The 20,596-nt window shown below is 35.1% G+C and carries 16 protein-coding genes and 1 riboswitch; of the genes, 9 read left to right on the top strand and 7 right to left on the bottom strand.

The annotated features are described in order from the left end of the window. Positions 1–136 precede the first annotated feature (136 nt). A complete protein-coding gene (locus FGD67_RS20370) occupies positions 137–928 on the bottom strand; it encodes a hypothetical protein (protein WP_257172846.1) in 792 nt (263 codons plus the stop codon). A gap of 140 nt (positions 929–1,068) precedes the next feature. Here FGD67_RS20370 and FGD67_RS20365 point away from each other — a divergent pair, with 140 nt between their 5' ends. After that, on the top strand, positions 1,069–2,112 hold the full coding sequence (locus FGD67_RS20365; protein WP_257172845.1) for an IS110 family transposase: 1,044 nt from the start codon (positions 1,069–1,071) through the stop codon (positions 2,110–2,112). A 473-nt stretch (positions 2,113–2,585) separates the two neighbouring features. Here FGD67_RS20365 and FGD67_RS20360 read toward each other — a convergent pair whose 3' ends face one another. Further along, positions 2,586–2,807, bottom strand: coding sequence for a hypothetical protein (locus tag FGD67_RS20360; protein ID WP_257172844.1), 222 nt, complete (start codon positions 2,805–2,807; stop codon positions 2,586–2,588). 440 nt (positions 2,808–3,247) lie between these two features. On the opposite strand from FGD67_RS20360, the gene FGD67_RS20355 reads away from it, so the two are divergent. Then, complete coding sequence (locus FGD67_RS20355) at positions 3,248–3,832, top strand: hypothetical protein (protein ID WP_257172843.1); 585 nt, start codon at positions 3,248–3,250, stop codon at positions 3,830–3,832. A gap of 58 nt (positions 3,833–3,890) precedes the next feature. Here FGD67_RS20355 and FGD67_RS20350 read toward each other — a convergent pair whose 3' ends face one another. The 5 genes from FGD67_RS20350 to FGD67_RS20330 all read right to left on the bottom strand — a co-directional run bounded on the left by FGD67_RS20350 (position 3,891) and on the right by FGD67_RS20330 (position 12,228). Next, positions 3,891–4,451 carry a hypothetical protein gene (locus tag FGD67_RS20350; RefSeq protein ID WP_257172842.1) on the bottom strand — a complete coding sequence of 187 codons (561 nt, stop codon included), beginning with the start codon at positions 4,449–4,451 and terminating at the stop codon, positions 3,891–3,893. 126 nt (positions 4,452–4,577) lie between these two features. Then, positions 4,578–5,746, bottom strand: a protein-coding gene (locus FGD67_RS20345) for an IS3 family transposase (protein ID WP_257172841.1) whose coding sequence is annotated in 2 segments (ribosomal slippage) — positions 4,578–5,497 and positions 5,497–5,746 — 1,170 coding nt in all. Because the reading frame shifts where the segments join, the coding sequence is not laid out codon by codon here. Positions 5,747–5,775: 29 nt separating this feature from the next. Then, complete coding sequence (locus FGD67_RS20340) at positions 5,776–7,182, bottom strand: ATP-binding protein (RefSeq protein WP_257172840.1); 1,407 nt, start codon at positions 7,180–7,182, stop codon at positions 5,776–5,778. 62 nt (positions 7,183–7,244) lie between these two features. Next, positions 7,245–11,537 carry a serine/threonine-protein kinase gene (locus FGD67_RS20335; RefSeq protein WP_257172839.1) on the bottom strand — a complete coding sequence of 1,431 codons (4,293 nt, stop codon included), beginning with the start codon at positions 11,535–11,537 and terminating at the stop codon, positions 7,245–7,247. After that, entirely contained in the window at positions 11,521–12,228 is a 708-nt protein-coding gene (locus FGD67_RS20330; RefSeq protein ID WP_257172838.1) for a metallophosphoesterase, read from the bottom strand. The genes FGD67_RS20335 and FGD67_RS20330 overlap by 17 nt, the downstream gene beginning before the upstream one ends. Positions 12,229–12,490: 262 nt before the next feature. On the opposite strand from FGD67_RS20330, the gene FGD67_RS20325 reads away from it, so the two are divergent. The 7 genes from FGD67_RS20325 (at position 12,491) to FGD67_RS20295 (ending at position 20,428) form a co-directional block, all read left to right on the top strand. Continuing rightward, positions 12,491–13,681, top strand: coding sequence for a hypothetical protein (locus tag FGD67_RS20325; protein WP_257172837.1), 1,191 nt, complete (start codon positions 12,491–12,493; stop codon positions 13,679–13,681). Between the two features lie 520 nt (positions 13,682–14,201). Next, positions 14,202–14,287, top strand: a riboswitch (cyclic di-GMP riboswitch). Between the two features lie 345 nt (positions 14,288–14,632). Continuing rightward, positions 14,633–15,301, top strand: coding sequence for a hypothetical protein (locus FGD67_RS20320; protein ID WP_257172836.1), 669 nt, complete (start codon positions 14,633–14,635; stop codon positions 15,299–15,301). A gap of 92 nt (positions 15,302–15,393) precedes the next feature. Continuing rightward, positions 15,394–18,435: an FtsK/SpoIIIE domain-containing protein gene (locus FGD67_RS20315; protein WP_257172835.1), complete on the top strand. Its 3,042-nt coding sequence runs from the start codon at positions 15,394–15,396 to the stop codon at positions 18,433–18,435. Position 18,436: 1 nt separating this feature from the next. Beyond that, the gene (locus FGD67_RS20310) at positions 18,437–18,715 is read left to right on the top strand and encodes a hypothetical protein (RefSeq protein ID WP_257172834.1); all 279 of its coding nucleotides are present in this window, start codon (positions 18,437–18,439) and stop codon (positions 18,713–18,715) included. Beyond that, on the top strand, positions 18,705–18,974 hold the full coding sequence (locus FGD67_RS20305) for a hypothetical protein (RefSeq protein ID WP_257172833.1): 270 nt from the start codon (positions 18,705–18,707) through the stop codon (positions 18,972–18,974). Before FGD67_RS20310 ends, FGD67_RS20305 begins: the two co-directional genes overlap by 11 nt. A gap of 3 nt (positions 18,975–18,977) precedes the next feature. After that, positions 18,978–19,967 (top strand): hypothetical protein, encoded by a 990-nt coding sequence (locus tag FGD67_RS20300; RefSeq protein ID WP_257172832.1) that lies wholly within the window; start codon positions 18,978–18,980, stop codon positions 19,965–19,967. Positions 19,968–19,981: 14 nt separating this feature from the next. Further along, positions 19,982–20,428, top strand: coding sequence for a hypothetical protein (locus tag FGD67_RS20295; RefSeq protein ID WP_257172831.1), 447 nt, complete (start codon positions 19,982–19,984; stop codon positions 20,426–20,428). The last annotated feature ends 168 nt before the right edge of the window (positions 20,429–20,596 follow it).

Here is a 20,596-nt window from a genome sequence, read left to right as displayed (position 1 = left end):
ACAAAAGTTATAACTCACGTCATCGATTGAGTTATCTTTTATCTAAGCTGGTATCATGCTTTTTAAAATGATATCTGTTTGAGAAGCATTGGCATTCTTCCACTTGATAACGATGATATACACCTGAGGTTTACAACTAAAACCAAGTATTTTCATCTTGATGTTGCTTTAACTCTTTTTGATGTTTACTCAACTTTTCTTGGTTAGCACTTACCAACTCCTGCATCGACACTAAATTAGTTAACCCTTTTATAAATTTTGTTGGTGAAGGTAATTCAATATACTGCTCTTTAAAAATTTTAAACTTAACATTCCCTGTAACGGCTTGACCTAGCATATTTCCGAATTTACTAATCGAAGGGATATGTTTATTTCCCACATCACCTAATCCGCTCAATACGTGCGTGAGTTTTGCATTGAGAATATGAATTTTTTTAGGTTGAAGGTTTTCATCCAATAAACATGAAATAGTCACACCTTTTGAAAGGTAATTAGGACCAGCGGTCTTACATTGCATTACAAGTGCATTGGTCTTCTTTTTATCAGTTAAATTAATACCCGCAACTTCACAACCTCTGAATGGGGTTAAATTGGAGCCTCTTTTTTGCAAAGAAGTTAAAGTAAATGATTCAACAGTTGTTCGTTGAGCTATCTCAAAGTGTTTATTTTTATGTAGCTTCGTTGCAAAATTTTCACATGAATCACTTATTTCTCTTCCTATATAGGTAAGCTTTTCCTTAATTGAAGTACTCGTTTTAATTTTTTGTTGTAATTGACTTATATGCTGCTTGTTAACTTCAGCTTTTTTTTGATACTTTTCAATATATTCGTCAAACATACCAAAATAATAAAGCATGGCTCCAATAGCAATCCAAATCATTGCGCCTAATGCTACTTCACTTTCATTGTTACTATTTGTCTCTTTCATCAGTTATCCTTGTATAGTTTAAAGGTTATATTTTAGGCACAGCAATTTGGGTTGGTTTACTTGATACTAATTGAGCCTTCTCCCCGAAGTCTAGCACTGAGCTAAACTTCAAGGCGACCAAACCAAAAGGAGAAAGCTCAATGAAATTCTATACTACTTTACATAAATATTATTGCGGAATCGATCTACATGCACGACTTTTATATGTTTGCATACTTGATGAACATGGTAATAAAGTCGTTCATCAGAAAATAAAAGCCGATCCTCATCAGTTACACAAGCTGCTCAAACCCTATATTGGACAGGTGGTGGTTGGAGTTGAGTGCATGCATTGCTGGTATTGGGTCAGTGACTTTTGTCGTGAGATAAATGTTGAGTTTATTTTAGGCCATGCGCTTTATATGAAAGCTATTCATGGCGGAAAAGCTAAAAACGATAAGATAGACTCCTATAAAATTGCTAGCCTAATGCGCGGAGGGAATTTCCCACTTGCCTACAATTACCCAGCAGAAACACGCGCAACCAGAGATTTACTCAGAAGACGCACCTACGTTATGCGACATGGAAGTGAATTAAAAGCTCACGTCGTAAACACCGACAGCCAATATAACTTACCCGCTCAATCACTTAATTTAAAAAATGTCAGTGCCCGTGACGGACTGCGAGATTATTATGATGATCCTGTTGTACAACGGATGATAGCACTCGACATGAACATCCTAGATTGCTACATCAGAGAGCTAAAGCATGTTGAGTCATTTATCGAAGGAAAAGCCAAAGAACATTATGGTGCACTACTCAATATCGTTCGAACATTCCCAGGTATTGGTCAAATTCTAGCATTAACCATTTTATATGAAATTGGCGACATCAACCGTTTTCCCAGCGTTCAACAGTTTGCTTCTTATTCACGATTAGTGAAATGCAAAGCAGAGTCTGCAGGGAAAACCTATGGTACTAGCGGTAATAAAATCGGTAATGGTTATCTGAAGTGGGCTTTTAGTGAAGCCGCGGTGCTTTATCTTCGCGGTAATGACAACGCTAAACGCTATCTAGCTAAATTACAAAAACGCATGAGTAAAGGTAAAGCATTATCAGCACTTGCACATAAAATTGGTCGCTGTGTTTACTTCATGCTTCGGGATAGACAGGTTTTTGATGAAAATAAATTTTTAAAAGGTTAAGTCGCACAATGGCGAGAGCTGAACACCTAACTGGATGAGTAAGAGCATCTGATTAATCATCGCCCCCGTTAACTGAAAGTTGATGATTATTATGCCGAGTAGTCCAAGCCACTTTGCTTGATTAGACTCGCCATTGGTGCGCATTATTGCAATGAGCAAGCGCGTTTACACCTTAACTGAGTCTTAAACTAACTGAACTGTGCCCAAAGGCACTGAGTCATCATGCTTGAATAGTACCAGCGTAAGGTTAACCGATAAATGTCTAGTGCCCCTACTTAACATATGGATAGACAGAGTAGGCAGTGATGAGATCACACTAAGAGAGCCTCTATATGTGTTTGCCGTAAACCGTTGTTTAATGGCTAATTGACATAGCGAAGTAGATGAACTTGTGAATTGAATGAACAATTAGCTGCCTAACGGCAGCTAAATAAAACCCTATTGCCTATTGACGGGAATAAGGCTCATATGTGTTACGTTTTAACTTCTACATGTTCAAAGGATCTACATGGCAACCTATCCTCAGGGTAGATAATTCCTTCTATCTTTTGAGATTCTTCTACAACATTTCTCAAGCAAAAATCGACCTTTTGCTCATTAGTCCCTGAAGGAAAAGCCCAAGCGAGTTGGCATAGCAATGCTTCAGATATTTCTACGTTTACTGTTTTAGTTTCTTTTTTATTTAACGCATTCATAATTTCTTACTCCAATTTAATTCTCTCGCTGAACCAGAGGGGTTCACCGTAAATATTAAAGTTAATAAATACATTTTCGATTTCCTTATCACTAGGCTTTGATAGCTGCTAACTAAGATCATTAAAACAAATAACTACAACCATTACGTTTTCCTTATTTATTAATTTTCAAACTTGATGAGTTAAAGACTACGCAATCAAATCGTATCTGGGTTTATCAGTAACTAAGATATAAAGTATTTAGCGTAGCGTGGGGTAATGTATGCATCTCCAACTAGTTAGGTAAGGAGGCTTACTTTGTCACTTTAGAAGGTATTCTGAATTAATCTTAAGTATTCAAATAATAACCTCAAGTTCATTTTTAGGTAGTAAACATTGTAGAGCGGATATACTTGCTCTACACTAATAAAGATGGCCAAGAACAACATAAGAGCTAAAAGATGAAATATACTTTTGAAGAATATAAAAAATCTGCAATGATAATATACGGTGAATTGGGTGGTGAGGTTTATGATATAATGGAGAGTATATGCAAAAATGCATTTGATAATCTAATTCTACCTAATAGACAATTTTACATGGCAGATTTAATGTCAGGATACAACAAATCTACCGGTTTCTATCACATTAACAACCAATCTATTAGTGCAACTTTTCATCACACAAAAATAAACTCCCAGGGCATGTATACAAAGAATCAAAGGGAGTTATTTGATTTCATTACACATGAGTTGTGTCATGCATACCAACACGAAGTATTAGGCTATTCGGGGACAAATAAGCGTGGCGTACATACAGACAAAACTTGGTTCGAATCAATTAAAAAAGCTAGCCCTTATGTTTGCAATGTTGATATAAATCACATCAATAACTTCGGTCCTAAATCGACACGTATTGATGGGAAAATCAAAAAAATTGTTCCTGATGGTTGGTTAACTGAATCAGAAGTATCTCACTTCCCTAACTCATTTGTCCGTATTGCTAGTGATGAAAACGACAATAGATTATCGTTTATTTGTAAGTAAATACCACCGAAGTAAACCATAGGCTCAATCGAAGCATCGGTAGAATATTCTGGATAAGCTAACGATTACAATTAGAGGCCACCCGTTTAAATGCTTTAACAAAGTGCTCTGCATCAGGTAAAGCTCTATGGCAAGTAATTGCAACTATAGATTCATAAGCTTTTTTAAAGGCATTAGCTTTATCCTCACCCCAATATTCATATAAGTACCTCATATCGGTCAAAGTGAATTGCACACCAATATTTGCAGCTTTAAAGAGCTGAGTTAACCAAACACCGTCATAATCAAGATCATTACATAACACTAATTCCCCACGTAATGCCATGTTCATAGCATTGGCGACATCAAGCACATTCACACCATTTTCAATCAGCATTTCACGAGATATTTTATGAATATCATGCTCTGCGTTTGAGCACCATGTACCATGGTTTAACCAATCATTGGTTGGTTTAATGAGGAATTCATTTTTATCCCCAATAGAAGAGGCATACGCCACCTCTATTGGAAATGTTCCACTCCCTAGGCCAGATGCCTCAACATCTAAGAATATAAACGCATCTAATTCAAAGTTGTGTTTATTCAAATTAACTCGTAGAGACGGATCAAATAATTTCATATAACTTCCTTAATGAATAAAGCCAATTGATAATTTGTTACCGTTCCTAGACTTTAATTTATGAGAGACATCGTCCGGTAAAACATTTATCAGAGTGACCTGGTCAAGTAAATTCAGTCACCCTAGTTAAGCTACTTTTTCTAACTCATTAATTTTTAATTCAAAATCATTTGGGCTTTGATACCCTAAGTAAGAGTGTAGTCGCTTACTGTTGTACCACATGGTTATGTAATTCATTATATCTTGTTGCGCTTCATAGCGTGTTTCATAATTTCTCCAATGAACACGCTCTTGCTTTAGGCTACCAAAGAAGCTTTCAGCAACGGCATTATCCCAACAGCAGCCCTTTTTACTCATACTGCCAATAAAGCCATTGTTATTAAGTAATTTTCGGTACTGGTGGCTTGCATATTGAACACCTTGATCGGAATGAACAATAAGTCCTTTCTCTGGGCTTCTTTGCCAAACAGCCATCGTTAGTGCATCACAGACAAGTTGAGCTTTCATTCTTGACCCCATGCTCCAGCCAACAACTTTGCGAGCGTATAGGTCGATAACAACCGCTAAATAGAGCCAACCTTCCGCAGTCCAAATATAAGTGATATCACCAACAAACACTTGATTTGGCTGCTCTGTGATGAAATTTTGCTCAAGCTCATTTTTATAAAGCGGCTTATTGTGATTGCTATTGGTTGTTGCTTTATATTTCTTTTTGTAACGAACCCAAACATTAGCCTCTTTCATTAATTTGGCTACTGTCCATCGGCTTACGCGGAAACTCAACGCATTCAGTACCGCTTTAATACGTCTTTCGCCATAGGTATTGTCACTAAATTTGGCAATATCCTTTACTAACTCAAGCATCTCTTGGTGTGTTGAATCACTTGGCTTATCTAATTTACGCTTTTGATAACTATAATAGTTATTGCTTTTTACACCCAATATTCGGCACATAAGTACCACAGGCCAGATCTTCTTATGATGGGTAATAAACGAATATTTCACTTCGTTTCTTTTGCAAAGAAGACCGTCGCTTTTTTTAATATCTCACGCTCCATCTCCAGGCGCTTTACTTGGGCTTTTAATTTACGTATTTCTTCTTGATCAGGTGTTAGCTTACCGTTACCTCGAAAAGCTTGACCATCTTCTTGTTCTGCTTCTTTGATCCAGCGGCCAAGCATTTGATTTCCAATACCTAGATTTCTGCTCGCTTCAGATACACTAATATTTTGATCTCTGACTAAAGAAATTGCATCAAGTTTAAACTCTTTGGTGTATTTTTTACGTTTTGTCATTTATGTTCTCCAGTTAAGGTTATTATGTCTTAACTGGGGTAGTCGAATCCATTAAACCACGTCAGAGAGTTTTTGTTATTTGATCTTACTAATGATCTTTTTACGCCTGAAATTATTGCTGATTTAGCTTCTCGAGGTGTCATGCCTTTTAATATAGAGCTAACTGAAATACATAAGTTATCAATAAATAGTTTTCTAAGTCCTTTTTCAGCTAAAAAAGACTTATATATTTCATTACAAACTACTAACATTTCATCAGAACTAGGTGGTAGTATTTCAAAATTGGTTAGCCTTGATCTAACCGCTGGCAAAAGATTTTCAATATTATTAGTTGTGGTGAAGAAGATAATTCCACTGCAATCCATATCTAAATCTAAATAGCGCTCTTTTACGCACTTCCTTTGCTCGTAATCGAATAAAGCCAATAACGAAGGAACAATTGAGTGTTCGCCTTCACACTTAGCTAAACATAACTCGTCTAATAAAATACAAGGCTGATATGTCTCTGTTTTCATTAATAGCGCTTTTGCTACCTCCCCTATCGTCGAACTTTTGAATTGCGAGCTACCACCCACAAGATCTTGTTTACCACTCATGGTAGCAATTGATGCATCATGAAAGTCTAGATTAAGGAGCTTACATAACGTTTTAATAAAGTGAGTTTTACCTATTCCTGGAGGCCCATTTAGGTTAATAGCAGGGAATTCTATCGGCAATTCAGTATATAAAGACAATTTCAAGCAGGCATGTATTTCTGAAATAACATCCTGAAAATTAGGAAATAATTGGTACATTTTTTCAAATGGCACAAGCATTTCTTTAGTTGTAATAAGTACTCTTTTTTCGTTCCCTTTATTTAGAACTTCCTGAATTAACTCAACACCATTTTCATTACTACGAAATATTAACTCTGCTTCTAAATCAGATATGTTAAAGACTTTTTTAGTCATCACCTTTGCTGGTTTAATAGGTCTGCTCTCGATACCTTTTTCGGGCTTACTCGTACTAATTTCACATAAGGATAGTATTTTATTTAAAACCCTACATGATCTACGATGAGTTAGGACATCAATTCGCATTTCTTCGAGTTTACATTGTTCTTCTGATTTTTTTCCGGATATATCATTGAAATAACTTAAGTATTTATACTCTAATCTTTTAATTTTTATTTTAACGTGAGATTTCTTATCCATTGTCAAAAGACTATATAAATACTCTTGTTGCTCCGTATTCAATGGCACAAAAACTCTTGCAAGCAAGTTAGAGCAAAAATTTGATAAAACAGGTTTGGTTACTTCTTCTTTTAAGTTAACCAAATCACTTAGTAGAACCATAGACAAATCGTAATGGTTTGGCTCTGTAGCTATTGGCTTATTTACTTGTTCTGACTTAACCGGAGTTGTGTCGGTGAAATATTTTTGATTTTCATTTTGCATAAAAAACTCCTCAATTGAGGAGCTATTTAAAAGAATAAAACTATCGTTGTCCTTATCAGTAACTATTCTAATGATATTTTTTCGGCTTCAATACAGTTCCTATACATTTTATAATAGTAATTACTTCTTTCACAATCCGACAATATGCTTAATTCTTCACTGAGTATTTTAAACTCAGGCAATTTAGAAAAGGAATTCAAAATAAGCTTTAATTCTTCTAAATATAAATTTTGAGGATTCAATTCTGATTCGAGCAAAAATAGATCAATGACATTTAGAACTTTAAACCCTGAAAGAATTCTATTTTCCAAATTAGAGAGCTTTATATTTATTAACTCCCAAATGGCTTTTTTACCCGCTAAATTATACTCATCCCCTAAATACGCACAAAAATCATCTTGGTTGCTGTTGCTATTTAAAATTTTCTTCCACTTTAAAAACTGATAACTTCCCATGCCCAAACTAGCAATAATCAAAGTACTCTGTGGTAAAGATTTTTGAAAGGACTCCATAACATCATCAAGTTTATTTTTTAGCTTATCAAACAAGCAAGAAAGAGGACTATATGTACCATTATTTAATAACTTTAATGATGTTGTGAATATAGATGGGCGTTTTTCCAACAAAAAACCATTCTCTTCGTTTGGTACACAAATTGATTTAATCATATCTTTTATCGTAGATAATCCATCACCTATAATTACATTTTCCCCATCAACATCATGATTAAATTCATATAATAAACTACATAGCTTGCGATTAATTGGGTAAAATATTTCAAATAGCTTTATTTCATCTGAAATAAAATTAAAGTCCATTTCAACCCTAAAATACTCTGATAATGTTTGCCCCGAAGAAAAACTTGAATAATTTTTGTTATTTCTCCGGTAATTTTCGCAAAACACATCATCAGTAATGACAGAAAAAATATATTTATCTACTTGATCGATTAGCCAAATGGTTTCTGACTTTTTAGGATATAGCCTCCACTGGTTATCTTTTTTATCTTCTGGATATTCATCTGACGAAAACAATAAATTCTTCCTTGGATTGAATTCATCACTTACAAATTCAAAAAAATCGACTTTAAGAACTTTATTCAAATTTAAAGTGTTTATTTCCTCTCCATAAAGTTTTAATTTATTAAAAATCTTAGACTGACTGCCTACCAATTGAGACTTAATGACATTTTTGAAAACTGATAGGCGCTCTATAGGTGTTTCAATTAAATAGTCATTTGTGTTCGTAATTATTGTTGTGGGACTAGCACGTTTAGTAAATGAAAACTCGAAAAACAGACTATCTAACAGTTGTTTTTGTTCATCCCAAACAGGTGCTATAACCTGAAGAATAGCAATGATGAGCCTTTCATTTTCATCATTACGAAGCTCAGAAAACTGTTTCAAACCAGAAAGGAAATTATATGTAGATCTATCTTCAACTCTCTCAAGAGACTTATTATAAGCATCGATGCTTTTATCATTTGACAACATACCTTTTGCAATCACATATAGTGCACAAAATAATTTATGTTTAATTTCATCATCAGATTTTGATATATAAGATAATAATTCAGAGCTTAATAAATATATTGTAACGATAGCAAGGCTGTATAAATCATCTTTTTTCTCTAATTTATCACCCACTCTAGCCTTTTCAGATATAAATATACTATTCGAAGAACCCAAAGCATGATTATTTGATTTTGTTGATACACCAAAATCTAATAACTTCACATTAAAATCATTATCAATAAGAATATTTTGAGGCTTGATATCACCATGCACGATACCTAAAGAATGAATGTTTTGTAGCCCCTCAGAAACTTGAATTAACACGTTATATATTGACTTGTAAGGCATTCCCTCACCTTGAATGAGAGCATCAAGCGTCTGTGAATGAGGTATATACTCCATAATAATACCGTGGATATAATGATCTTCTTGAAGGAGAGCTACTGACTTAGGAGTAACTTGGTTACTAAAAACAAATAGTTTTGAATTAAAAGAAGAAACATCATAAACAGTCACAACATTTTTATGTTGGCACTGCCTCATAATAGAAGCTTCCCTTAACATTTGCTTTTCTAACTCAGCCGAATCATGCCAGCGAGGAATTAGCTTTATCGCCACTATTGAATCAAAGAGTAGATCTTTAGCCTTATAAACGCAGCCAAAGCCTCCCTCTCCTAATTTAACCGGTATATTATTCCTATCTGTTATGAGTTGAAAACGAGCATCTCCTAAAAATGAAAGGTTGCTTACAGCCTCTAACTTAAGTGTCAAATCATCATTAAAAGTGTCATCAAACTCTAAAAACACTTGGTTAAATGATTTACTACTAATACTTTTAACAAACTCTTCAAAATAATTCCCATAAACCCTATCTACTAACTTGTTCCTATTTCCATTCAATACCAAAGCAGTAGTTTTTTTACTTTTAGAATCAATGAATTTCGACATAAGTACATGATAAACTATGCTTTCATCATATTTACCAATAATTTTTTCCCATAACGTCTGTAAATAATTGCCTGAAAGTAAATCTAGTATCACTTTCACACTAAAGTTGTGTTTCTTTTTATCTTTAAAATACGGGAGTTCGACTAACTCACTTTCACTATAAAAAAACACATCCTCAAATGGAAAAACCTTTAGTTCTTTAGTATCAATATTAAACACTTTACATAACGAGCTAATCTCACTGTTTAGTTTTTCATTCCCAAAAGAATCCTTCGATATTGGTAATTTACTGCTAAAGAAATTACCTGCATTTTCATGAACAAAGCTATCTACTGTCCCATTAAACTCTGTTGAGGTATTTAACAAAAGTAACCATGCTTTTGCCATAACAAAAACATCTTGCTTGAATTTTTTATATTTAACAGTTATCGCATCTTCGAAATTCCCCCCAAATACTTCAGGAAGGCAGTAGTCCAAAAAGACGGAGCGATTTAAACAGGTAATCTCTTGCTCACATGATTGTTGAATCAACTCGTTAAAATTTATTGACTTTGAAATGGATTGAGTAATCAGCAGGTGGATTAAACAGTTACTTTTAAAGTAATCATCATTCTCTAAAGGTAAGTCGCTACTTGTTAAAGTTATAAGCTCTTTAATTGTTAATGAATTTTTTTTCTCGTAGTTTAAAATAAACTCATCAATAGCTTTTTCAAGCTCACTTTTATATTTAGCTACTGATATACCTAATTCGGTACAACTCCATTCAATAATAGAGTCCAGTAATTGGTCATAACTACTATTATAAAAGAACCCGTTAGATATCCTTACAACGCAATCGGAAAGTCTACCTTCAAGAAGAACAGCAAGTAAAGGGCTACCTTCCCTACTTTGTAAACATATATCTAACGCAAGTTGTCTTTCTTTATTAGGGTAATAAGTATGATTTAACCTTGGTAAAGCAAACCCCGCCTCGCGACTATGACCCTCAGACCATAATTGTAATAAGTACTTTAAATAACTCGATAAATATCCTGACTCTAAGTTCTGACGATCATAGACCCTTTTGTTCAGTGTAGTTAACTGAAATGGTGTTTTAACTCCTGTTTTAATTAAAGAAATTACGGAGTCTAAAGATAAACTTACCGCTTTATTTTTAGGGGAGTCACTAAAATACTCAAGGGCTTGTTCCGAGAAGATGTCGTAAATTTCTTTATCTGATTTGTCTACTTTTTGCTTATCAAATTTTTTGCAGTACCAAAGTCTAAAAACGGAAGACAATAAATAAAGACGTGGGTAAGCATATTTAGGATTTTCTATGAAGGCATCTGGAGTGAATTTATACTGCTCTAATTTAGTGACTCTATCTGATAACCGCTTATACGTAGTCCAAAAAGATTCCCTAGTTTTTTTATCAAATGTACCTGAATATAAATCACATATTCGCAACTTAAACTTTGCGAGTGATTGGATATTACCATCAGTTTTTTTTGATAATATTTGAGCAATTAATTTATCAGAAACATTAATACCTGCATTTTTCTGATAAAAGAACTTCAATAAACTAGCTTTTTGATCTTCACTGTTTTTAACATACTCAAATATTTCTTTTAATTCTTTTTTCTTTGCAAAAAAACGCCTTTCTTGAGCTGGAAGTTTTGAGCTTTCTTGTGCATCATCTGAAAAACAATCATTAATTAACTCTAATAACTTTTCACAAAATTCTGTTTTGAAAAGCTTTAAATTCAACCATTGAACATAACAATCGAGAAACAGTTTATCTTGTTCATTTTTGTCAGCCCCCTTATTAGAATAAAGCTTTGAGATATCGACAAATTCCTGAATCAATTCTTCATTATTTTTATCATTCTCTAACTGGCTATATAAATCGTTCAATCAAAGCTCCCTTAAATATATCTTTTAGTTTCTCGCATTCCAAAATTGAAAAAGCACCTGAACTATTCTTTGTATCTACCCATAATCGATTACCCTTTAATGTTGGTTTAGCCACGGGATTATGCCCCATTATCACTAAGCTAAGATCTTCAAACGAACCAACAGAGTTACGCTTATAGAACTCTTCTCTGTTCCAAACCTCATCAAAAAAACTTTCTAAATGCACGAGTTCATCTGTTGTAACTGGCCATGAAATAAATGGTTTCGCATGTACTAGGCCAATGTTAAAATTGGAGAACTTTAACGTGATTGTTACCGACATATTAGACTTTATGAGTTCAGCCCATTTCTGTAATTGTTCTGCATCATGAATCCATGTTTCTAACCACTGATTACCCACTTTTAGATTTGAGGTATCAAACTTTTGGTTAGAGAATTGTTCTAAGAAAATATATTCATGATTGCCAATAACAGAGAAAAACCATGGTTTATGCAAAAGCTCTAAGCACTCTTTTGATTGTTCACCTCTATCAATCAAATCGCCAAGAGCAAAAAGTCTATCTTTGGTAAAGTCAAAGGATTCTTCTTCTAATTGGTGTAATAAATCATCTAATTGACCATGGATATCGCCAACAATAAAGTCACGCCCATGCGTATTAGCAAGAAAAGTTTTATTCAGTGAGATGATCATAACTTACAACCCATATTAGAAAGTAAGATCAAGTTTGAACTGTTAAATTGAAGGAGTAAAGAAGCTAAAGTGTTAATTAATCGCATGCTAAAAAACTACTAAAAATACAAGATAAAGTCAACATTATTAATAATATAGAAAAATGCACACATACCGACTTTTGAAAAATAAACTACTGATAATCCCAATTATACTTTTTGCACATATAGTCCTCCCTACACTGTACATCACATAATTTTTTTACAATTAAAGGAAGGCGTATATGAAACTAATCAATAAAAATTTAATACTTAGCCTAGTCACAATCATTACACTATCAGCTTGCGGCGGTGGAAGTGATGAAAGTACAACTCAAACTAACAACTCAAACACGAGTAATCCAGGCATAAGTAATAACACTACTATTACAGGGCAGTTTTTAAGCTCTAATGATACAGGGAAATTCTATTCAACAGAGCAAATGCCTAGTTATCAACAGTACGGAAAAAATGCTAGTCACTGCTATCAAAGTTATAACGACTACTACTTTGAAACAGAAAATACCATGGTGTTCGGTAACCCAGATTTACCCGATACTGACTTTAAACAAGCGGCGCAATGGGTAGAGAATAATTTTAATACAGCATTAACCACCATGGCTATATCAAAAGCTGAATACTTTAGTAACCGTTACAGTGTAAGGTTAGTGGGCTTAAAGCATATTAGAAATCAGTTGAGTTCTAGATACTACGACACGATTGATTATCCTAATAACTTTGATGCGTTAACTTACGATCAACAAGTAGATTGGGCAACTAAAACTGCAAAATCATTAACGAAAAATGAAGCTGTCGAATTACTTGTAAATGATCCTTACTCTCCTTTTCAAACTGAAACTCAAACGGTTTTAGAAGATAAGATCTATGTTTGTTTACATGAAAAAAATACTACCAACGGTTGGGGTGAAGGTAGCTTGTCAGGTATCACAATCGGTGCACCCTCTTTAGCTATTCCTCATGAGGTTGAAAAAATAGTAACTCATGAACTTATCCATACGATTCAGCATGCGCTTTCAGCTAATTTTGAAGGATTAGGGTTACCACGTTGGTACTCAGAAGGACAAGCAGTTTTACTTTCAGGAATGGAAGTCGCTAAAAAGTCAGATCATAACGAATATGATCCCACATTAGTGGTGAGCTATTACGATGAAACTGGCGATCAAGCAATCGCTTATAGCCACTATGGGTTAGCTTATCAATATTTGAAAGATGCAAACGGTCAACCATCAATAGTAAATATGATGAAAGATATGAAAAGAATTACATATAACTATTCTCAGCAAAAAAATTCGACCTTGAAAGAATTTCATGGGTATGTTGAATCGTTTGATAAGCTGATGAAACAAACCAATGCTTCAACGCTGACCGTTCAGCAATATAGAGATGAGTACCATGCTTTAATGAGTGCTTATTAAATAGAATCACTATCTATCACAATAGCCAATTTACATTAAGTAATTTGGCTATACACCTTAATTACAAAGAAAATAATCCTGATTAATAATGTTGTTTTTTATAAAAATGCAATGGCATTATAAATACAATAAATAACTTACAGCGCAACAACTATCCATATATTTTTAGTGAGACTGATTTAAGTGTAATAATAATGAAAATTATAGCTGTAGAAAATAAACCATTTCACGAGTTTTTATACCGAACAACTAGCGATATAGATGTTAAATTGCATTTAAAAGTGATCTACTTTACTCCATAATTCGCATTGTAGCGGCATAGTTAATTTGTATACGATGGGATAGGCTTTCACAACCGATACATTAATCAGCCTATATTTTATAAGTATTTTTCGAACAGCATATGCTTAAAAGGTAAAATATTTGTAATAATAAGAGGTGAATATCGTTGAATTAATTCATTGTTCTCAATGACTAATTAAAGTAAATTATATCTCGATGCAACTCCAACATAGTTGCCAACAGATAAAGGCAAGGTGTTCGAAGAACATTCACGCAAAACCTCCGAACTAAGAGTTTCAACCTAAGTTAGCGGGGGCTACCGAGTCAATAACGTCCTTGCCTTTATCAATGTAAAATCACTAACAAAAAGATGATGATAAGAATAGGATTTCGTGTGAATCCAAATAAAATTACGCTAAATCAATTAAAAAGTACCAACTAAAAACAAAACAACAATTGGTTTACACTTGTCTGTAGCTATAGCTATTACCGATAGACAACATTCAATACTTGCAATTAACCAATGACTCGCGATTGAAAAATCAAGGGCAGAAATAGTGGGAATGATTAACCACGTTTTAAGGATATCAGATTTAGATTTTTCGGAAGTGAAATGACAGGGTATCAATTGCATCGTAATGCACATAAAACAAATTAAAGGGCAAATAAATGAAACGTAGTAATACAAGCAAAAGTACAGACCTAAATGCTTTGGCGGAAGGATTATTACGGCTAGATAAAAAGCTCGATAAAAAGAAAGTTGCATTTGATAAGTTAGCGGATGAAGAAATACATAAGTTAGAAAAACAATTACTTAAAATGAAATCCTCAACTAAATATGATTGGGAGAAAGTTGTTGACTGGGAAAGTTTGGAGTCCTCTTCCAAGTGTGTTGGTGACATGATTAATTTCCAAAAACTTTATCGGTCTATACCGAGTGATTTCGACATCGATGAAGTGCAATCTTTAACGGCATCCGATTTAAAATTAAACAAAGCTTTACACGAATTTATTTGTTTATCTGTAAGTGCACCTAGACACGTACACCATATTATTGAGGAAGTAATTGTAGATTATAAAAGAGCAATTCTCAAAGAAGAGGAAAATAGAGCCTTAGAGGAGCTAGAGATTAAAAGAGCAATTGTCAAAGAAGAGAAAAAAAGAGCCTTACCGGAGGTAGAGATTGAAAGAGCATTAATAGTAAAACAAAAAATAGCTCAAGAAAAAGAAGTCCGTGAGAAGAATGAGCAACTCATTACAAAGCGCAGAAGTGATATCGTTTTAAGGGTTGTTGGTGTCGTGCTGGGACTATTAGGCTTCTACCTTTGGCGTTATTAAGTTATTCGAATAGACTACGATTACTATGGCGCAAATTATATATTATGTAGTTGTTATTCATTTTGATGAATGGCATAAACGGAACCAATTAAATGACACAGCTAGATGAAAGACTTAACGAAAGAAAACATCAGGGAATTGAAAAAAGGATTCAGGAAGCACTTGAATCAGCTGAGAAGATTATCAAAGAAAATGGTAACCCACCGCTTCCCCCAAAAAGTGCCGATGCAAATATTGACTCAACAGTCGAACTATTATTGTTAAAGCAGCATGCTCTCGTTGATATATATAAAAAAGGTGTCGCTGAAGTTAAACCTTATCTTAATAAGAAAAAAGAGCTACTTGCACAATATATAACTCATTTCGAACAACGCATAATCGAAAAGCAAGAAGAGACCAAGTCATTTTCTGAAAATGTTTCAGCTGAAAAAAAGGCATTATGGCGAGATGTTCCCTATTGTTACTGGCCGAATTTACAGGAGGTAGACTGGGACCAATATGATTTTTCACAAGAGTTTTTGCCTGAATATATATTTTTTTACCAGTTAAAAAACAATAAAGACCAGACAATTGTCCCTTTAGTTATCCCTTTTATGCGCAATAATTCAACGCTAATAATTGATTCTAATGTAAGTAAGTTTATTTCCTGGGGAACTATATCTCCATTGGTAACTGATATGTTAATACTGCGCTTATGCACCATGTTACCTTACTCTTCTCAATTTTGTTTATTAGATCCTTCTGGTTTGGGCGAAGCATTTCCTTACCAATCTTCTTTACCTGCAACCAGAGACTTAACCCTTGGTACCAGCAGAGTTTTGGAAGATATAGTTACAGACATCGTCCGAATCAATACTAAGGTATTGAATTTAAATACTCCGCGTCTTGCAGATGTAGCGCCGGAAATGCGCAGTGGTGAAAAATTTGAATTTATTGTGGCGGCCAATTTTCCGGAAGGTTATGACCGGCGTTCAATAGAACTACTTGCCAAAATAGCCAATAGCGGCGGAAATGCCGGCAAATACGTGATTTTGGTATACAACCCAAATGCTGAATTTCCTAGCGGTGTATCACTCGAGTTGTTTAAAAAATTACAAAACGGGTTGGGAGATCGTGGGTTATTTACTTCTCAATATTTAACAACTTCTGTTTATAAGCAAAGAGAAGATTTAAAAGGAACTATCAATAAAGTTCTTGAAAATATTAAAACCCGAAAGCCCAAAGCTACCAGCCTTAGTTTTGAACACTTATTTGATACCGATAATACTGACGCTTGGTGGGCAGGCGATTCATCAAGAGAGATCAGCGCTTCAATCGGTGGTGCGGGTGCTAACAAAGATGGCCTGAAGATATGGTTTGGTGAAAGTCAGGATGGTCGCAGTAGCTCCCATGGTATTGTAGGTGCACAAACAGGTATGGGTAAAACCAGCCTCTATCAGGTGCTTATTGTAAACCTTGCGTGTAAATATTCGCCCGAAGAGCTGCAATTTTACCTTGTGGACGGTAAATTTGGGGTAGGGTTTGAATGTTTTAGCCAGTTACCTCATGCGAAAATTGTCTCATTGCATACTTCCCCTGAATTGGCCCGCAGTGTGTTAGAAGAATTGGTTGACGAAATGGAACGACGCAATCAATTATTTAAATCTAAGAAGGTCGAGAATCTATTTCAATACCGTCAACTGCAAGAAAGTAATACAAGACAAAAACTCCCCCGATTGATGCTAATTGTAGATGAATTTCAAATTCTTTTTGAGGATGATCAAGACATGCGAGGGTCAGTGTTATTGAAAAAACTGGCTGAGCAGGGTCGAAGTGTCGGCATCCATATGCTGCTTGGCTCGCAACGTATAGAGAACAATATACCGCAAAATGAAGACGCCATTACGGCAAACATGCAAATGCATATTGCCATGAGTATGAAGGCCGAAAATGTAAAAGCCTCCCAAAAATTTGGTCCTGAAGGTAAAAAAATGATCTCGGCATGCACACTTTCAGGCCAGGTTGTGATCAATGACCAAGGAGGGAGTGACGGTGCGAATGTTGCAGGACGAGTTGCATTACTTGATAAAACGGCAAGAGAAGAGATGGTTAATGATTTGCAGGATAAATGGCGTACCTCTCCTGTAGAAAAACCCTTGCTAGGCCAGATAGTACTAGACGGTATAGAGCAACCATCACTGCTAGATAATACCCAGCTCAAGACGCTGTTCAATTTATATAGCATACGGCCGGATGCCAAACAATGGCGTGAGTTTGCGGAACTTCCTGTTTATAGTGGGGGGCTAGGTGAATCTCAATGGCTTTCAGTTGAAAAACCGGTTGCGCTGTGGCTGGGTAAAGAAAATAACATTCATGGGCAGGCACATATTGTATTGAAACGTGACGATTGTCAGCATATGCTTTTAGTGGGTGAAAATAGAGCAGCCAGATTAGGTATGCTAGCGTTTTCGTTGTTACAGTTAATGATAATGCATAGTCATGAGCAATACCAAATGCTGGTGATTGACTCTAGTATTAAAGACTCTCCTGATGATTCGGCGATTAAAAACGTGATAGATCGCATGTCTGGTGACAAGAAGGTATATACAGATGATTCTGCGCAGTACATTGATCATTTAAAAGGCGTTGCCAGCGATATGGAAGATCGTAAAAGTATGAGCAATGAATCGTTACAACAGCAACCTAACATTTACATTGTAATAAATGACGCGCAGCGCTTGCGAGAGATAGCAGCACCTGATCATAATCAAGGAAACGATAATGTAGCCTACAGTCTAGTGAATAATATATTGAAAAATGGTGCTCGTTTGGGCATCCATTTGATCATGAGTTTTGATGATATGTATGCCGTGAGTAAAGTGATGTCACGTAAAGAAATAGAGAGGGAATTTAAACATAAAATAGCATTGCAAATGGATCAAAGATCATCATTTGATTTACTTGGTGATAAGAATGCATCAAAACTACAAGAAAAAGGCAATGCACCTGTTTATGCCATTTATCGCCATTTAGCGAAAGATGTACTCTTTAAGCCTTATTGTATTGCCTCAAATAGGGAAGATGACGAAGTAAATAGCGTGAGTGCGACAATTGATCAAATAGTTGAAATGACGTCAAAATGGGATCATAGCTAGCATGTCTTTAAACGATGTAGAAACGCAAATGCATGTATTTATTTCCGCACTAGAAGAATTACAGGAAACTACATGGCGGCAGCAAAAACATTTAACAGAAAAAATCACTTTAAGCTTTGATTCATTGTACGAAACTGACGATGAGAAAGTGCGTATGCAGATCATTGTAAATGAAATTGATGCTACAACAAGGATGTTAAACCAGGAATTGCTCCCTAATGTGGTCACTACGTTGGAACAACGATTGAAAATATTACGGAGTTATTTATATGACGAGTGATCTTGCAAGCGAATCAGTGTCTGAATTAGTGGAAGAACTAAAACGTTGTCACACCATCGTTTCAGAGGAACTGGAACAACTTTTAAAGCGATGGGGTATGTTGCGTGATGTGTACAAAGGAGAAGGTGCTCAAAATATGGAACATGAAATTGAACTCATTCGTGCTAAATACGAGCATTATTTGGAACAACTAATTGGCCTCAGGCGTATATCTGAGCAACGCATCCAAGATTTAGCGTTGAAGAAAATGGAGCAATAATCAGTGTATCCCAAGTGGCTAATTTCTCAATTAGAAGAGCTAGAATATGAAACCAATTATCAACTTAATGGTATCAATGAACAATACGACGAAATAGTTCGTCTTAATGTTCAGCAGGGCCATGTATTTGAACAAGAGGCAATAGCTTTTCGAGTTAGCAGTGAGGCTTTAAACAAACTTAAAGTCAAACAGCAAAATTGCCTTTGGCAGTTAAAACAAATGAGTCAACAAATTGAGCAGCATTGTGCGCATACCGATAATAAGCGCAGTCAAGCGAACAACCTTGTCAATAAGGCTTCACAAGTTGAAGATGATTGGAAAATTCAGTATGAACGAGCGACCAATTGGCACGAGAACGCAATCAGTGAATTAAAAGTCGCAAAGGACAAATTGATAACGGCTCAATCAAATGAACAACACTGGCAGCGGGAGTTAAGTTCTTTACAAGATACGCTTGCCACGTTGCATGCCCACAATAATGAACAGCGCAACAAGGAATACCCATATCTTCGAGATACATCAGCAGTTGAACTGAGAGTAGTTTCAGCAAAGCGAGAATTAGCTGTGGCTAAAAACAATTATTACGAAGCTAAAAATCATGTTACACATGCCAGGTCTAATAAAAGCATAGCTAACAATCAGCTTGGAAATACAATATTAGCATTATCTGATGCCAGAAAAGCTATAGACGAGGCGCAATATTGCTACGAATTAGCAGTGTCGGCTTATAATGTTGCCCAAGTTTCAGGAAAACTGCATGAAGATCTAAAACAGAGCATGTTTGACATTAACGAAAAAATTGCACTGCTTGATGTACAGGCAGATCAACAATTAACGACAAAAAGCCAGTTGAAAGACTTCAAGCTTGAGGCGGAAAGCTATATGAAACAAGTAGGGGATCTTGCAAGTGAGCTAGACCGTGACAGCTATGCATTAAAGTCTGTGTTACAGCAAAAATCTGAATTGCTAGTAATGTTTGAACTGCCAGTTTAATGAGAGCTAATTTTATGTCCTTATTTGATCCAAGCCTTTACGCAAATCAACAAAATAAATTAGGTGATGAGCATCATAGTGTGCAGTATTCTCACCTACAATACATTGAATGGTGGGAGTTATTCAAAAGCAAGTGGAAAGACCATGCTGCTGAACGTATTGAACAAAGACAAATATCACCTCTGCTTGAATTATTTAGTCAGTTTTTTATAGAATCTAATCAATACAATAATGTGACAAACAACATTGCCCGCCAACTATTTCAACTTGTCGAGTCTCTTGAACTATCCTCAAAGTTGAGGATAAGTATTGATGACGAATTAGAAAAATTTATCGAACTTAGTGATCAGTTTGAAAGTGAACTATCAAGAAGTCGCCAACTCAGTGAGAAGAGTGATGAGTACCATAAAAAAACGGAAAATTTTATAAACAAAGCCTACAGCTACACTGAAAAAATATAACGAATAGACCAAAACAACAGAACTGTACTACATACGTTTCACATTTACTACAGATGAGCACTACCCTTCTATTATCCACAGGGCTAGTGGAAATGTAGTAGGTTAGTGATAAAAAATATTTACAGTTACCAAATTATTATCTTGAAGCAAGAATATCAAAAGTAGTCA

Origin of the sequence: Colwellia sp. M166 (assembly GCF_024585285.1) — a bacterium.
Taxonomy (GTDB): Bacteria; Pseudomonadota; Gammaproteobacteria; order Enterobacterales; family Alteromonadaceae; genus Cognaticolwellia.
The sequence above is the reverse complement of the archived record's forward strand: the minus strand, read 5'-3'. Positions and strand labels throughout refer to the sequence as shown.

What these genes read in the sequence shown, in the direction of transcription:
- FGD67_RS20370 (WP_257172846.1), bottom strand. Translation starts at nt 928, where the DNA reads ATGAAAGAGACAAATAGTAACAATGAAAGTGAAGTAGCATTAGGCGCA.
- FGD67_RS20365 (WP_257172845.1), top strand. Translation starts at nt 1,069, where the DNA reads ATGAAATTCTATACTACTTTACATAAATATTATTGCGGAATCGATCTA.
- FGD67_RS20360 (WP_257172844.1), bottom strand. Translation starts at nt 2,807, where the DNA reads ATGAATGCGTTAAATAAAAAAGAAACTAAAACAGTAAACGTAGAAATA.
- FGD67_RS20355 (WP_257172843.1), top strand. Translation starts at nt 3,248, where the DNA reads ATGAAATATACTTTTGAAGAATATAAAAAATCTGCAATGATAATATAC.
- FGD67_RS20350 (WP_257172842.1), bottom strand. Translation starts at nt 4,451, where the DNA reads ATGAAATTATTTGATCCGTCTCTACGAGTTAATTTGAATAAACACAAC.
- FGD67_RS20340 (WP_257172840.1), bottom strand. Translation starts at nt 7,182, where the DNA reads ATGCAAAATGAAAATCAAAAATATTTCACCGACACAACTCCGGTTAAG.
- FGD67_RS20330 (WP_257172838.1), bottom strand. Translation starts at nt 12,228, where the DNA reads ATGATCATCTCACTGAATAAAACTTTTCTTGCTAATACGCATGGGCGT.
- FGD67_RS20325 (WP_257172837.1), top strand. Translation starts at nt 12,491, where the DNA reads ATGAAACTAATCAATAAAAATTTAATACTTAGCCTAGTCACAATCATT.
- FGD67_RS20320 (WP_257172836.1), top strand. Translation starts at nt 14,633, where the DNA reads ATGAAACGTAGTAATACAAGCAAAAGTACAGACCTAAATGCTTTGGCG.
- FGD67_RS20315 (WP_257172835.1), top strand. Translation starts at nt 15,394, where the DNA reads ATGACACAGCTAGATGAAAGACTTAACGAAAGAAAACATCAGGGAATT.
- FGD67_RS20310 (WP_257172834.1), top strand. Translation starts at nt 18,437, where the DNA reads ATGTCTTTAAACGATGTAGAAACGCAAATGCATGTATTTATTTCCGCA.
- FGD67_RS20305 (WP_257172833.1), top strand. Translation starts at nt 18,705, where the DNA reads ATGACGAGTGATCTTGCAAGCGAATCAGTGTCTGAATTAGTGGAAGAA.
- FGD67_RS20295 (WP_257172831.1), top strand. Translation starts at nt 19,982, where the DNA reads ATGTCCTTATTTGATCCAAGCCTTTACGCAAATCAACAAAATAAATTA.